At 50.8% G+C, this 14,455-nt stretch carries 13 protein-coding genes, 1 pseudogene and 1 riboswitch; all 14 genes and pseudogenes read left to right on the forward strand.

Annotation, left to right across the window (positions count from 1 at the left end):
* Window positions 1–294 (forward strand): annotated as a pseudogene (locus tag V8F51_RS28425) (protein-(glutamine-N5) methyltransferase, release factor-specific); the annotation flags it as partial.
* Between the two features lie 380 nt (window positions 295–674).
* A complete protein-coding gene (gene spoIIR, locus V8F51_RS28430) occupies window positions 675–1,400 on the forward strand; it encodes a stage II sporulation protein R (protein WP_337103883.1) in 726 nt (241 codons plus the stop codon).
* Window positions 1,401–1,456: 56 nt separating this feature from the next.
* Window positions 1,457–2,545, forward strand: a complete 1,089-nt coding sequence (locus V8F51_RS28435) for an L-threonylcarbamoyladenylate synthase (RefSeq protein ID WP_442956502.1) — start codon at window positions 1,457–1,459, stop codon at window positions 2,543–2,545.
* Window positions 2,546–2,663: 118 nt separating this feature from the next.
* Window positions 2,664–3,176: a manganese efflux pump MntP gene (locus V8F51_RS28440; protein WP_442956504.1), complete on the forward strand. Its 513-nt coding sequence runs from the start codon at window positions 2,664–2,666 to the stop codon at window positions 3,174–3,176.
* Window positions 3,177–3,510: 334 nt separating this feature from the next.
* The gene (locus tag V8F51_RS28445; protein WP_337103885.1) at window positions 3,511–4,089 is read left to right on the forward strand and encodes a low molecular weight protein arginine phosphatase; all 579 of its coding nucleotides are present in this window, start codon (window positions 3,511–3,513) and stop codon (window positions 4,087–4,089) included.
* A 72-nt stretch (window positions 4,090–4,161) separates the two neighbouring features.
* Window positions 4,162–4,243, forward strand: a riboswitch (ZMP/ZTP riboswitch).
* Between the two features lie 182 nt (window positions 4,244–4,425).
* The gene (gene rpiB, locus V8F51_RS28450; RefSeq protein ID WP_337103886.1) at window positions 4,426–4,887 is read left to right on the forward strand and encodes a ribose 5-phosphate isomerase B; all 462 of its coding nucleotides are present in this window, start codon (window positions 4,426–4,428) and stop codon (window positions 4,885–4,887) included.
* A gap of 5 nt (window positions 4,888–4,892) precedes the next feature.
* On the forward strand, window positions 4,893–5,510 hold the full coding sequence (locus tag V8F51_RS28455) for a TIGR01440 family protein (protein ID WP_337103887.1): 618 nt from the start codon (window positions 4,893–4,895) through the stop codon (window positions 5,508–5,510).
* 78 nt (window positions 5,511–5,588) lie between these two features.
* Window positions 5,589–6,836 carry a serine hydroxymethyltransferase gene (gene glyA / locus V8F51_RS28460; protein WP_337103888.1) on the forward strand — a complete coding sequence of 416 codons (1,248 nt, stop codon included), beginning with the start codon at window positions 5,589–5,591 and terminating at the stop codon, window positions 6,834–6,836.
* Window positions 6,837–7,355: 519 nt separating this feature from the next.
* Window positions 7,356–9,029, forward strand: coding sequence for a peptide ABC transporter substrate-binding protein (locus V8F51_RS28465; protein WP_337103889.1), 1,674 nt, complete (start codon window positions 7,356–7,358; stop codon window positions 9,027–9,029).
* A gap of 159 nt (window positions 9,030–9,188) precedes the next feature.
* Entirely contained in the window at window positions 9,189–10,121 is a 933-nt protein-coding gene (locus V8F51_RS28470) for an ABC transporter permease (protein ID WP_337103890.1), read from the forward strand.
* A 3-nt stretch (window positions 10,122–10,124) separates the two neighbouring features.
* A complete protein-coding gene (locus V8F51_RS28475; protein WP_337103891.1) occupies window positions 10,125–11,060 on the forward strand; it encodes an ABC transporter permease in 936 nt (311 codons plus the stop codon).
* A gap of 13 nt (window positions 11,061–11,073) precedes the next feature.
* Complete coding sequence (locus tag V8F51_RS28480) at window positions 11,074–12,081, forward strand: ABC transporter ATP-binding protein (protein WP_337103892.1); 1,008 nt, start codon at window positions 11,074–11,076, stop codon at window positions 12,079–12,081.
* Window positions 12,078–13,034: an ABC transporter ATP-binding protein gene (locus tag V8F51_RS28485; RefSeq protein ID WP_337103893.1), complete on the forward strand. Its 957-nt coding sequence runs from the start codon at window positions 12,078–12,080 to the stop codon at window positions 13,032–13,034. Before V8F51_RS28480 ends, V8F51_RS28485 begins: the two co-directional genes overlap by 4 nt.
* Before the next feature lie 145 nt (window positions 13,035–13,179).
* Complete coding sequence (locus V8F51_RS28490; protein ID WP_337103894.1) at window positions 13,180–14,280, forward strand: hypothetical protein; 1,101 nt, start codon at window positions 13,180–13,182, stop codon at window positions 14,278–14,280.
* Window positions 14,281–14,455 lie beyond the last annotated feature (175 nt).

Raw genomic sequence — 14,455 nt, forward strand, 5'->3', positions numbered from 1 at the left:
TACATACCGGCGGCGGATATGGAAGGGCTGCAGCGCGAGGTGCGCGACTATGAGCCGCACCTCGCGCTGGTCGGCGGCGAAGACGGGCTTGACCCGTATCGCCGCATGATCGAGCAGCTACCGCAGCTTGCCGTGCTGCCGCGCATTGTTGCCTTCGAGCTCGGCATCGGCCAGCCTCGCCTCGTCGCAGACATGCTTGAGCGTATGTCCGCATGGGAAGACATACGCATCATTACCGATTATGGCGGCATCGAGCGCCATGTCATCGCTACACAATCGCAGCCGCGCAACTAGGCGGCTGCGAACAACTCCGGGCGCGGAGAGAATCCGCGCCTCCACTCTCGCACTACCTTCAACTTAACGCGACGCCCTCGGCTTTGAATGGATTTCATCCAATCAAAAGAAGCTAATCAACCCATTCTCCCAGTTTAAATGGATTCTATCCAAGCTAACACGCATGTGAAGATGAATTTTGTTCGTTTAGGCGGTTTTGGCTGTATGTTTTCCACTCAAAAGCAAATTAACCCAGTATGCTCACACTTCTTCTTTCCTCTCGGAGAGTAAAATTCATAGATTGATAGGTTTACTTGCTAGGATTGCCGGACATACTGATACACATAGACGTTCCGGAACGCAAGCAGTCGCACCGACGGGTGCGCGAGGGGAGCTTGTGTATGTCCAGCCATTATTCCAATCATTCTTATACCAATGTTAAGCCTTATTCCTCCAAATCCAAATTTCGTTACCGCAATAGCTACGGTTTAGTTGTATTTGTACTTATTATGTTGATTATGAGCTGGGAAACCGGCCGCATGGATACAGCGATCGCAAGCGGAGAAATTCCGCAGGAAGCGATTCGCCTTCGTATTTTAGCCAATTCGGATAGTCCTGCCGACCAAGCGGTGAAGCGCGTTGTGCGCGACGAGATCGTCAAAGCGATGGGCACTTGGGTTAGCGGTCCGCAAACGATCGAGGAAGCCCGCCAAACGATTTTAGCTCATATGCCGGAAATCAAGGCGATTACGGCAGAGGTGCTTGCCAGCCGCGGCTTCACATACGGCTCGAACGCTGAGCTTGGCGTTGTTCCTTTTCCTACGAAAATGTACGGCAGCGAAATGTATCCTGCCGGCGATTACGAGGCGGTTCGCATTACGCTTGGCGCAGGCAACGGTCAAAACTGGTGGTGCGTGCTTTTCCCTCCGTTATGCTTCGTTGACGGAGCATCCGGCGAAGCGGTTGCAGGAGCATCAACGGTGGCAGCGGCGCAGGTAGAGCCATCGGTCGACAAGCAAGCGCAGCCAGACGATCAATCCGAGCAACCGTCCGCGCCTGAAGCGAAGTTTTTCCTGTGGGAGATGCTCGAAAAGCTGTTTAACTGGATCAAAGCTCTCTTCGTCTAACGAAAAGGCTTGCTTACAAGTGGCTGTGCTATAATGCTTTTATAAGCAACACAATCATGGATAAGCAAGGATTGAACGATACGATGAACAAAACAACAATATGGCAAGTTCAGTTAGGCGAGCCTGCAACTGCCTTGAGTCTTAAAGAAGCAGCCGCCGTGCTGCAGGATGGAGGTCTAGTCGCCTTCCCAACCGAAACGGTCTATGGCTTAGGAGCAGATGCTCGCAATACAGCTGCGGTTCAAGGGATATTTACGGCCAAGGGACGTCCGTCCGATAATCCGCTAATCGTGCATATTGCTAGCATTAGCCAAGCGGATGAGCTCGTACAGCCTTATCCGCCGCTTGCCGCACAGCTTATGAAGCGCTTCTGGCCAGGGCCGCTTACGATTGTGCTGCCTGTTCGCGAAGACAAGCTGTCACCGCTTGTTACGGCCGGTCTTGCCACTGTCGGCATTCGCATGCCGGACCATCCAGCGGCGCTTGCTCTCATCGAACGAGCCGCTTGCCCGGTCGCCGCGCCAAGCGCGAACCGATCAGGCAGACCAAGCCCGACGCTTGCGGCGCATGTGCTGGAGGACCTTGAAGGAAGAATCGACGGCATCGTCGATGGCGGAGCGACGGGTGTCGGTCTCGAATCGACCGTCATAGAGCTCGCCGACGATAGAACGATTCGTATTTTGCGCCCCGGCGGAATTACGCAGGAAACGCTGAGAGCCGCATTCCCCCATGCGGTCATCGAAGGCGCCGACGCAGCAGAGTCGGAAGCCGCGCCAAGGTCGCCCGGCATGAAGTATACGCATTACGCCCCGCAGGGTGAGCTTACTCTCGTACAAGGCGAGCCAGCTAAGGTGGCTGCCTACATCCGCGTTGAGGTCGAGAAAGCCAAGCAGCGCGGAGAGACGACCGGCGTATTAGCCTTTGAAGAACGAATCGCCTTCTATGAAGGCGATCTTGTGCTGTCTTGCGGAAGCGAGAATTTGCTTGAAGAAGCCGCTCATCGCTTGTATGCCGCGCTGCGCGAATTCGACGCTGCGAAGGTACAGCGCATCTGGGCCGAATGCGCCCCCGAGCACGGAATCGGTGAAGCGCTTATGAACCGTATGGCGAAAGCCGCAGGCAATCGAATCATTCGATTGCAATGATTGTAGTCTGTTTGTCCACTTGTTCGCATATGTTTGGTATAGAATGTGACGGACATGGAGGAGATAGGCTGTGGTCGAGGCTGATTTGCATGCAGGACAATTCGTGACGCTGCTTATCATGGCTGTAGCGTTAGGTTTTGATGCTTTTTCGCTAGGGCTCGGTATTGGTTTGAGAGGCATTCGGATCAAAGATATTTTGAAGCTTAGCTCGGTCATTGCCTTGTTTCATATCATCATGCCTCTTGGCGGCATCGTGATGGGGCAGTTCGTAAGCGGGCTCCTTGGCAGTGTGGCTACGATCGCGGCAGGTATTCTGTTACTGCTGCTTGGCGGACATATGATATACAGCTCATTGCGGGGCGATGCCGTCACGTCATTCGATCACCGCACCACATGGGGATTGCTTGTATTCGCGCTTAGCGTAAGCATCGATTCATTTTCCGTGGGCATTACGCTTGGCATGTTTGCGGCGGATATATGGCTGACGGTATTGCTATTCGGCATTTTCGGCGGTTTAATGTCGATAATGGGGCTGTTGCTTGGACGGAAGGTAAGCGCAGATCTTGGCGAGTATGGAGAAGCGCTTGGCGGTGCTATTTTATTCGTCTTCGGCATTTTGTTCATCTTCTGACGGGACATGCCTTTCCATGCTGCCGATGCTGGACGTAATCGGTCTTTTTCGGTACTATCTAGTTAAGTGAATGTGCTGCAAGTTTGTGCGAGTTGCACAATGCGGCTGCACTATGCGTTTTGTATGAAACGAATGGAATATTAGTTTTATAAAATCTTTTTAAAAATTAGCTTTTGCCGCCAAAAATCGGCGATAGTCGGTTACGCTTGAAATATAGGAAAGTATATCATTAAGCCATACTTTCTCTATATTTCTCGGAATGAAACGCGCAGCGCCACCAAAGGACGGCGACAGCCGTTTCACCTTAACGCGACATGATAAGGAGGCAGCAGGCATGAAACGTATTTTATTCGTGTGTACCGGCAATACATGTCGCTCCCCAATGGCGGAAGCGATGCTGAAACGAATGGCCCATATGAAAGGGATTACGGTTGCTGTTCGTTCCGCAGGCGTATCGACGGTTGACGGACTTCCAGTCTCGAAACATGCGCTGGACACGCTTCGCGAACGCGATATCGATCATAAGGGATCTTCCAGAGCGATGACCGCTGAAGCGGTTGAATGGGCAGATCTTATATTGACGATGACCTCCGGACATAAGAGAGGGCTGCTTCAATGGTTTCCTGAAGCGGTTGACAAGACGTATACGCTTAAGGAATACACCAACATAGACGAGCGTGTTCTTGCCGATATTGAGGAGCTTGAAGGGCTTTATACGGACATGCACATGAAGCAGGCTCTCGGTCAGCAGCTTACGTCCTTGGAACGCACGCGTCTGCTTGAACTGGAACGGCGCATTCCTGACTTCGACATCGCTGATCCGTTCGGCGGCTCATTTGCTTTATATGCTAGCTGCGCGCAGGAAATCGAGACGGCGCTTGTCCGTTTGCTTGATAAGATTTCCAAGCGATAAATCGCACTGTCATAGGTGTTTGCAATTGATTGATTTTTTGTCGTTTATCGGCTATGATAAAAATACAAATTAGGTTTCCGATGTAACTGGCGACGGAAGTGGGCTAACCACGGTGGAGCATCGGATCATACGGCCGGTCGCCTGGGCAAAGAGCAACATGCTAACAAGCATGTCATGCTCTTTTTTTGTCTTCATAAGGTCTGTCTTCTTATGAGCCGCTTAGAATTCTCCGTGAAACGAACGCTGAACAGCCTATAGTCCTGATCGGCCGTTTACGCTTGACAAATGCAGGTATAATAAGACTGTAATTGAGTTCGAGGGAGGTCAAAAAAACCTATGAAAATTGCAATTGGAGCCGATCATGCCGGCTATGTGCTAAAGGATGTTGTCGTGCCCTTCATTGAATCGTTGGGACATGAAATTGTCGATGTAGGCTGCGACTGCAGTCAATCGGTTGATTATCCGGACTACGCGCTTCCTGTATGTGATCTCGTTGCGAACGGAGAAGCCGATCGCGGCATTCTGATCTGCGGGACGGGCATTGGGATGTCGATTGCCGCTAATAAAGTGAAGGGCATTCGCTGTGCGCTTGTTCATGATCTCTTCTCAGCTAAAGCGACTCGCGAGCATAACGATACGAACGTGCTTGCCATGGGTGAGAGAATAATTGGTCCGGGCGTCGCTCAGGAAATCATTCGTATCTGGTTGGAAACGCCGTTCTCGCAAGGTGAGCGCCACCAGGGCCGATTGAATAAATTAGCTCAAATCGAACAACAATTTGCTTCGAAATCCGTGTAATCGATATGACGGAAGCATATATGAATGTTCGCGATCCGCTGGAGTCGATTGCTTCGAATGTAGAAACGATCATAAGGGAACTTGCTTCGGCTGGCGGATTGTCGGCTGGACAGCTGCTCGTTATAGGTGTTAGTACAAGCGAGGTGCTTGGTCAGCGCATCGGAACGGCAGGCACGCTGGATACCGCCGAGCGAATATTCGCCGGTGTCGAGGCTGTTCGCAAGGAAATCGGATTTCATCCCGTTTATCAATGCTGCGAGCATCTGAATCGCGCGCTTGTTATCGAACAGCCGGTTGCTGAGCGGCTCGGTCTGGAGCTTGTAGCGGCAGTTCCGATTCCGAAGGCGGGCGGTTCAATGGCCGCATTCGCTTATCGGACGCTCCCGGGAGCTTGTCTAGTCGAGACGGTGGCGGCACATGCGGGCATCGATATCGGCGATACGCTGATTGGGATGCACTTGAAGCGCGTTGCCGTACCGGTTCGGCCATCGATTAAGAGCATCGGCGGCGCCCATGTTACGATGGCGTTCACGAGACCGAAGCTGATCGGCGGCATCCGCGCCGTGTATGAGTTTGATGAAGCTGCGGCAAAGCCGGAGCAAACGAGCGGCACATGCGACTGATTCAGATTTCTTTCAAATAGGGATACAGGATTCAAACCTATATAATCTTTTTTTTAAACCTAAGGAGGAACTAATGACATGGAAAACCTACGTAAGCAAGACCCAGAAGTGCTAAAGGCAATGGGCCTAGAACTGACGCGCCAACGCGACAACATCGAATTAATCGCTTCCGAGAACATCGTAAGCGAAGCCGTTCTTGAAGCAATGGGTTCGGTGCTCACGAACAAATACGCGGAAGGTTACCCGAACAAACGCTTCTACGGCGGCTGTGAGCATGTCGATATCGTTGAGGATCTTGCCCGCAATCGTGCAAAAGAACTGTTCGGTGCAGAGCACGCGAACGTTCAGCCTCACTCCGGCGCACAAGCTAACATGGCTGTATATCTTGCCGCACTTAAGCCTGGCGACACCGTTCTCGGCATGAACCTGGCGCACGGCGGCCACTTGACGCACGGCAGCCCGGTTAACGCATCCGGCTTGCTATATAACTTCGTAGCGTACGGCGTGCAAGAAGACTCCTTCACGATCGATTATGAAGAAGTTCGCAAGCTAGCTTTCAAGCACCGTCCGCGTATTATCGTAGCAGGTGCGAGCGCATACCCGCGCATTATCGATTTCGAAGTTATGGCTAAAATAGCGAACGACGTTGGCGCATTGTTCATGGTAGACATGGCGCACATCGCAGGTCTTGTAGCTGCTGGCCTTCACCCGAGCCCGGTGCCTCATGCTCATTTCGTAACGACAACGACGCACAAGACGCTTCGCGGACCTCGCGGCGGTATGATTCTTTGTCGTAAAGAATGGGCTGCTGCGATCGATAAAGCGGTATTCCCAGGCTCCCAAGGCGGACCTCTTATGCATATTATCGCGGCAAAAGCAGTTGCTTTCGGCGAAGCTCTTCAGCCTTCGTTTAAGCAATATGCACAAAACGTCGTAAAGAACGCAAAGGTTCTTTCCGAAGAATTGTTGTCCCGCGGACTTAACATCGTTTCCGGCGGTACGGACAACCACTTGATGCTGATCGACACGCGCAATCTTGGCATTACAGGCAAAGCGGCTGAGCATGTATTGGATGAAGTGGGTATTACGGTTAACAAAAACGCGATTCCTTTCGATCCGACCAGCCCGTTCGTAACAAGCGGTATCCGTGTAGGCACGCCTGCTGCAACAGCTCGCGGAATGAACGAAGACGCGATGAAAGTCATTGCCGAGGTTATTGCTCTGGTACTGAACAATGCCGAGGATCAGGCTGTGCTTGAGAAAGCGCGCGGCATGGTTCGTGACCTGACGGCTAAATTCCCGCTTTATCCTGGAATGACTTACTAATACGCTATACAGTATCAATATACAATCGATTGCATAATAAATGAAAAAAAGCCCGTGTATCGACGCGAAGTCGATGTCACGGGCTTTTTTTCATGCATGATAGGAACGAAAGCCTGCATGTTTATTCAAATATCCAAAAGCTACTTACAAACGATTTGTAAGCACCGATAAAATATTTTTTAAAGTAAAATTTACCGCAAGTGTATTTTTTGAAATTTGTAGCATCCTATATGCGACAAGGGATTTGTCGAATTTCCAGCAAAATCGTTTCTGACAAAAAGCTGACGTGCCAATTTTTAGGTTGTTGACAATGTAATATTCGTTAGTATATATTTTCTACGTTAAATTCAGAGTAATAGTATATTATTTTCGTGAAAATTAATGAATTAATTATTCATTCAGATTCATAATTATGCAAAATGAATTTTTATGCACTTTGTATAATTATTAATCATTAATTTTTGCGTTTTTAATGTTACAATAAATTACTTCTGATACAAAATCAGGGGAGGAAATGAAGTGAAAAAGAGATCAGTATTTTCGTATGTAACGCTTTTGTTGGTGCTTACGCTCATCGTGGCTGGCTGCGGCAACAAAAACAACAACCCTGCAAATCCGAACAACTCCGGCAACGGTGATTCCGAGGGTACTCAGGAAGCAAGAGCTTTCCGCTTGAACCTCCATTCCGAACCGCCAAGTCTTGACCCGGCACTGATGGAAGACAACGTGTCCGGTACTGTAGCAACGGGTATTTACGAAGGCTTGACACGCAAGGACGAATCCGGCAAAACAGTCGAAGGTATGGCTGAGTCATGGGAAGTGTCTGAAGACGGCAAGACTTACACATTCAAAATTCGCTCTGATGCAAAATGGAGCAATGGCGATGCAGTAACCGCTAATGACTTCGAATTTTCTTGGAAACGCGTGCTTGATCCTGCTGTTGGATCGACATACGCGTACCAATTCTATTACATCGTAGGCGCTCAAGATTACAACGAAGGCAAGACAACGAATGCCGACGCTGTAGGCGTTAAAGCGCTGGACGCTCAAACATTGGAAGTTAAGCTTAACTCTTCAACTCCTTACTTCCTTGGTTTGACTTCGTTCTACACTTACAACCCTGTTCACCAATCCGCTAAGGACAACGCTGCTTGGGCAGCTGACGCTGCAACGATCATCGGCAACGGTCCTTTCAAAATTAGCGAGTGGCAGCACAATACGTCCATGAAGCTCGTTCCGAACGAGAACTATTATGCGAAGGACGAAGTAAAGTTCACTAGCGTTGACTTTACGATGATTGCCGACTCCGCAACTGAGCTTGCAAACTACGAAACGGATCAGCTTGATTACACAGGCAAACCGACTGGCGAAATCCCAGCAGAGCAAATCCCTGTTCTTGCTGAATCGAAGAAAGACGAGTTCAACCAAATCGGTACGGCTAGCTCGTACTACTACATGTTCAACACAGAGAAAGCGCCATTCAGCAACGTGAAAGTACGTAAGGCACTGGCGATGGCGATCGATCGTCAACTGATTGTTGAGAACATTACGCAAGCAGGCGAGCTTCCCGCATTCGGGTTCGTACCTCCGGGCATCGTCGGCGTGAACGGCAACTATCGCGACGAAGTGAAGGACGACTTCTTCAAAGAAGATATCGAAGAAGCTAAGAAATTGCTTGCTGAAGGATTGTCCGAGCTTGGCCTTACTTCGTTCCCGGAAGTGAAGCTGACGTACAACACGAACGACACACACAAAGCAATTGCTGATGCGATTGTTGACATGTGGAAGAAAGAGCTGGGCATTACAACGATTACGACTGCAGCTGAAGAATGGGCTGTATTCCTTGAGAACCGTACGGCTATGAACTATGATATCCAACGCGCTGGATGGGGAGCGGACTACAACGATCCAATGACGTACATGGACATGTTCGTAACGAAAGGCGGACAAAACAACACTGGTTTTGCTTCTCCTGAATACGATGCTCTGATCAAAAAAGCATACGCAAGCAGCGACCAACAAGAACGCATAGATGCAATGAAAGAAGCAGAACAAATCTTGATGGAGCAATTGCCTATCTTGCCGCTCTACTACTACAGCAGCGTATACCTGCTGAAACCAGGATTCGAAAATATTTACCTGGACTACAAAGGCGACATTGAGTACACTCGCGGCTACTATGTAGCAAAATAATGTGAGTCCAACGCTTGAAGTCGGGGATATATGCGAGCAGCATATATCCCTTTCTTTTGAAATAGGAGAGAGTCAAAGTTTTTTCTCCGCGAAACGTTAGCTTTAGCCGCCAATGGACGGCGACAGCCGTTTACGCTTGGTAAGGAGGTGTCCGTTGCATTGCTAAAATACGTATCCAAAAAGTTTCTGTCGATGATTGTGTCGTTGTTCGTTCTCGCGTCGGCAACCTTCTTCTTGATGAAGCTCATTCCAGGCGATCCGTTCCTGCGTGAGAAAGCGATCCCCGAGAAGATTAAAGAACATTTGTTTGCCATGTACGGTTTAGATCAACCGGTATGGAAGCAATATCTGATGTATTTGAACAACTTGCTTCATGGAGACTTAGGTATGTCGATGAAGCAGCAGTATATGTCCGTTACACGCATTATTAACGATAGCTTTAAGTATTCCGCGCAAATCGGCGTGCTGGCAATTATTGTTTCCGTTGCCGCAGGCTTGATTCTAGGCATTATTGCCGCGCTAAACCATCGAAAATTATTGGATAGCCTTACGATTGTCGTTGCCGTGCTTGGGGTTTCGATTCCGAACTTCCTTGCGGCGTCGGCGTTGCAATACGTTTTTGGCCTGAAGCTCCGCTGGCTTGACGTATCCGGTCTGAATGACTGGAGCGACTACATTATGCCGGTGCTAGCACTGTCGTTCTTACCCGCTGCATTCATAGCGCGCCTGACTCGCTCGACAATGCTTGAGGTTCTATCCGCTGACTATATTAAGACGGCTCGCTCCAAAGGGCTTAGCGGACGTATCATCCTTGTTCGTCACGCCCTTCGCAATGCGATCCTGCCTGTTGTGACCTACATCGGTCCGATGACGGCGAATATTATTACAGGCTCTGTCGTCGTTGAACAAATATTCGGCATCGGCGGCATTGGCAAGTTTTTCGTTCAAAGTATTACGAACCGCGACTATACGCTTATTATGGGCCTTACGTTGTTCTACGGCATTATTCTGATGGCTGCGCGGTTCTTAACTGACGTTGCATACGGCTTCGTCGATCCGAGAATTAAGTTAAGCAAAGGGAAGGGGGGCTGAATCATGGCAACGGATAAACTGTTGACCCCTGATGACTTTGTCAAGCTGACCAAGGAAGAGAAGAAGACGGAGACGGTCGTTCGCGAAAGTATTTCAGCTTGGAAGGATGCATGGCTCAGACTGAAAGCGAACAAGATGGCGATGATATGTCTTGCGCTTCTCATTGCTATTGTGATTATGGCTATTGCAGGCCCGTGGATTTCCAAGCTTGCAGGACATGACTTCTCGACTAACCATTTGACGGAAAAGAACACTGCGCCGAACGGAACCTATTGGTTCGGTACCGATAATCTCGGCCGTGACATGTTCGCCCGTACGTGGATGGGAACGGGAATTTCGTTGCAGGTCGGCTTGTATGCGGCGCTTGCCGATCTTGTCGTCGGTGTCATTATGGGCGGTATTATGGGTTATTTCGGCGGTCGTGTCGATGAAATTCTTAACCGCTTTTGCGAGATTATATATTCTATACCGAGCATGCTGATTATTATTTTGCTCATCGTTATTATGGAGCCTAGTATGTTCACGATTGTACTTGCGCTCAGTATAACCGGATGGGTGAATATGGCTTGGCTTGTCCGAGGCCAAATCATGCAGCTCAAAAACCAGGAGTACGTCATGGCTGCGCAAGCGCTTGGCGCAAGCACGCCGCGTATTCTGTTCCGCCATCTAATCCCGAATGCAATGGGGCCGATTATCGTAACGCTGACATTGACCGTACCGAGTGCGATCTTCGCGGAGGCGTTCCTCAGCTTCCTGGGCCTCGGCGTGCAATCGCCTGCAGCATCGCTTGGTACAATGATTAACGATGCGATTAAGGCATGGACGCTATATCCTTGGAGAATGTGGTTCCCGGCTGTAATTATTAGTTTGATGATGCTTTGTTTCAATATTTTCGGTGATGGTCTGCGGGATGCGCTTGATCCGAAGATGAAGAAGTAGGAGGTGGACCATGATGGAAAGATTGCTTGAAGTCAAAGACCTTCGCGTTGATTTTAAAGTTCGCGGCGGCATCGTGCAAGCGGTGCGCGGCGTCAACTTTCATGTGAATAAAGGCGAGGCGGTAGCGATTGTCGGCGAGTCCGGCTGCGGCAAGAGCGTCACGGCGCAATCTCTTATGCGGCTCGTTCCGTCCCCGCCGGCGAAGACGACAGGCTCGATTCAGTTCGCAGGCAAAGATATATTGAAGCTGAGCGACCGGCAGATGGAGGACGTGCGCGGCAAGGAAATGGGGATGATCTTCCAAGACCCGATGACCTCGCTGAACCCGACGCTGACGATCGGCCGTCAGATAACGGAAGGACTTGTGAAGCATCAAGGCTTGAGCGGCGAGAAAGCTCGCGCTAAAGCCATTGAGATGCTGGAGCTCGTAGGCATTCCGAATCCGGCTTCGCGCGTGAAACAATATCCGCATCAGTTCTCGGGCGGCATGCGCCAGCGGGCGATGATTGCGATCGCTCTTGCGAGCAATCCGTCGCTGCTTATAGCCGACGAGCCGACAACGGCGCTTGACGTTACGATTCAAGCGCAAATTATGCAAGTGATGAAAGATTTGCAGCATAAGCTTGGCACTTCTATTATTCTTATTACGCATGACCTTGGCGTTGTAGCCGATGTGTGCGATCGCGTTATTGTCATGTATGCAGGCAAAGTCGTGGAAACGGGAACGAAGTGGGAAATATTTAAAAATCCGAAGCATCCGTATACGAAGGGGCTGCTGCGCTCTGTGCCGCGTCTCGATCAGAAGAAGGACGAGCCGCTCGTTCCGATATACGGTATGCCGCCGGATTTGATCAAGCCGCCTGTAGGCTGCAGCTTCTGTGCGCGCTGCGACGAGGCGATGCGCGTCTGCGTCGATAACGATCCTGAATTGCTTCAAGTAGGCGATAGCGAGTCGCATGCTTCGGCTTGCTGGATGGCGCATCCTTATGCGCAACCCGCAAAACGGGAGGTGTCGGTATGAGCCAGTCGTTGATTGAAGTGAAAAACTTACGCAAGTTTTTCAATCTCGGAGGCGGTACGACACTTCAAGCGGTTAACGATATTAGCTTGTCGATTCAGAAGGGCGAGACCGTTGGCGTCGTTGGAGAGTCGGGCTGCGGCAAGTCAACCGCTGGCCGTACGATTATGCGTCTCTATGAGCCAACGAGCGGTTCGGTTGCCTTCGAAGGCAAAGATATTTATGGCCTGAAGGGCTCGAAGCTGAAGGCGCTTCGCCGCGATATGCAAATGATTTTCCAAGATCCGTACGCATCGCTTAACCCCCGCATGACGGTTATGGACATTATCGGGGAGCCGCTCGATATTCATAACCTCGCCAGCGGTGGCAAGGAACGTCGGAAAAAAGTCGAGAACTTGCTCGATTTGGTTGGTCTTAATCCGAGCCATGCGACGCGTTATCCGCATGAGTTCTCCGGCGGCCAACGCCAGCGTATCGGTATTGCTAGGGCGCTTGCGGTCGATCCGAAGTTCATCATTGCCGATGAGCCGATCTCCGCGCTTGACGTATCCATTCAAGCTCAAGTCGTTAACTTGATGCAGGACTTGCAGCGCAAGATGGGTCTGACTTATCTGTTCATCGCGCATGACCTGTCGATGGTTAAGCATATTAGCAACCGCGTTGCGGTTATGTACCTAGGCAAAATCGTAGAGCTTGCTTCCAGTGATGACCTGTACGCAACGCCTGCGCATCCTTATACGCGAGCGCTAATGTCGGCTATCCCGATTGCCGATCCTGAGGTTGAAGCGACACGGGATAGGATTGTACTGACTGGCGATCTGCCGAGCCCGATCAACCCTCCGAAGGGCTGCCAGTTCCATACGCGCTGCCCAATCGCGACCGATCGCTGCAAGGTGGACGAGCCTGCTCTTGTCGAAACAAGAAAAGGACATTTCGCCGCGTGCCACTACGCATAATGAATGAAGAGTAGCCGTATGGCAGGCCGATTATCGGCTGCCGTACGGCTCTTTTTGATAAGTATGAGGTTAAGCAATTTAGAGCCTAATGTCCCTTCCTGTGTTAGAATATGGGTAGTACAGTTGGATGGAGAGGACGGAAGCAATGAATCAATTTGTACCCGGAATGTTCGTTTTTCTAGTCGTCATTATTGTTGTTGTAATCATTGTTATCAACATAGCGAAGTCTAGTCGGCAGTCGTACTCCGGCAGAGGCCCCGGAAGTATGAAACGATATTATGCTTCATGGCCGGCAGAGGAGCCGCCTCAGGCGCTTGGCGTGCCATACGGGCATCCAGCCCGATCTGCAGCGGAGAGGCTGGAATCGGCCCTCGGTCTTGATTTCGAAGCTCGCATTAAGGAGCGTGTGCTGAAGGAGCAGCCTCGTCTGACCGATAACGAGTGGAAATGGACATGGTTTGAGCTGAAGCGTTACTTTCTGATGTGCGCTACGGTGAGAAGCGTGCCGATGTACAGCCGTTCGGCGGATGCGATCTGGCATGAGATGTTAATGTTCACGCGGGAATACGAGCAATTCTGCACTAAATTTAGCGGCGACCTTATTCATCATGCTCCGCATGCGGCGGGTGTACAGCCCGATCCGGGCGAGCGGGCGTGGTTCGACTGGGTGTACGGTGAGCTGTTCGAGCGCACGCCGGCGAGCGGAAGGGTGTGGGGTACGTTTTACCGCACGCCGCTGCCGAAGACGAAGCTCGATGAGGTTGAAGGATGGGGCGAGGGTCGCCTGAAGCAGGAATGGTTCAACGGCAAAGCTCCGCTTAAGCACTCCGATATCGGCGGTATAATTGATCATTTGATTGGCCGGTTAAAGGAGCAGCTTGGTGCCGCTAGGCGCAATCAAGCCCGGAGTAGAAATAGCCGCTCGTTCACGAACGGCTCGCATAATCCTTCCATGGATGGGATCACCTTCCTATCAGGTATGCTCATCTTCAACTCTCTTCATCATTCCAATGATTTCGCAAGGCAGATGGACGATTTGCAGAGTGATGAGGAGCGCAAATCGAATTCGAGCGGCGATTCAGCATACGCATGCAGCGGCTCATCGCATGATGGCAGACATGACGGAGGCCATGACGGTCATTCCGGCGGTGGTCATGGCGGCGATTCCTCCTGCGGCAGCAGCGGAGGCGATGGCGGAGGCGGCTCTTCCTGCGGAGGCGGAGGCGGCTGCGGCGGTGGAAGCTAGCTACAAGTAAGTCGTGTAAAAGAAACAACCCGTGTTCTCCTAGGGAGGACACGGGTTGTTTGAAGTGCTGCATTGCTTGCCAGAAGTGGCATTTGTGCTCTAATGGATCGGATACGGTAGCTGGAACGAGCGAGTGTGTGTCTGTAAGAGCGTATATGCTCTTACAACGCTCCGA

The sequence above is a fragment of the Paenibacillus sp. YIM B09110 genome (genome assembly GCF_037167145.1).
Lineage (GTDB): Bacteria > Bacillota > Bacilli > Paenibacillales > Paenibacillaceae > Pristimantibacillus.

Coding starts and splice junctions, on each gene's coding strand:
- spoIIR (WP_337103883.1), top strand. CDS start 675: ATGTCCAGCCATTATTCCAATCATTCTTATACCAATGTTAAGCCTTAT.
- V8F51_RS28435 (WP_442956502.1), top strand. CDS start 1,457: ATGGATAAGCAAGGATTGAACGATACGATGAACAAAACAACAATATGG.
- V8F51_RS28440 (WP_442956504.1), top strand. CDS start 2,664: ATGGCTGTAGCGTTAGGTTTTGATGCTTTTTCGCTAGGGCTCGGTATT.
- V8F51_RS28445 (WP_337103885.1), top strand. CDS start 3,511: ATGAAACGTATTTTATTCGTGTGTACCGGCAATACATGTCGCTCCCCA.
- rpiB (WP_337103886.1), top strand. CDS start 4,426: ATGAAAATTGCAATTGGAGCCGATCATGCCGGCTATGTGCTAAAGGAT.
- V8F51_RS28455 (WP_337103887.1), top strand. CDS start 4,893: ATGACGGAAGCATATATGAATGTTCGCGATCCGCTGGAGTCGATTGCT.
- glyA (WP_337103888.1), top strand. CDS start 5,589: ATGGAAAACCTACGTAAGCAAGACCCAGAAGTGCTAAAGGCAATGGGC.
- V8F51_RS28475 (WP_337103891.1), top strand. CDS start 10,125: ATGGCAACGGATAAACTGTTGACCCCTGATGACTTTGTCAAGCTGACC.
- V8F51_RS28480 (WP_337103892.1), top strand. CDS start 11,074: ATGGAAAGATTGCTTGAAGTCAAAGACCTTCGCGTTGATTTTAAAGTT.
- V8F51_RS28485 (WP_337103893.1), top strand. CDS start 12,078: ATGAGCCAGTCGTTGATTGAAGTGAAAAACTTACGCAAGTTTTTCAAT.
- V8F51_RS28490 (WP_337103894.1), top strand. CDS start 13,180: ATGAATCAATTTGTACCCGGAATGTTCGTTTTTCTAGTCGTCATTATT.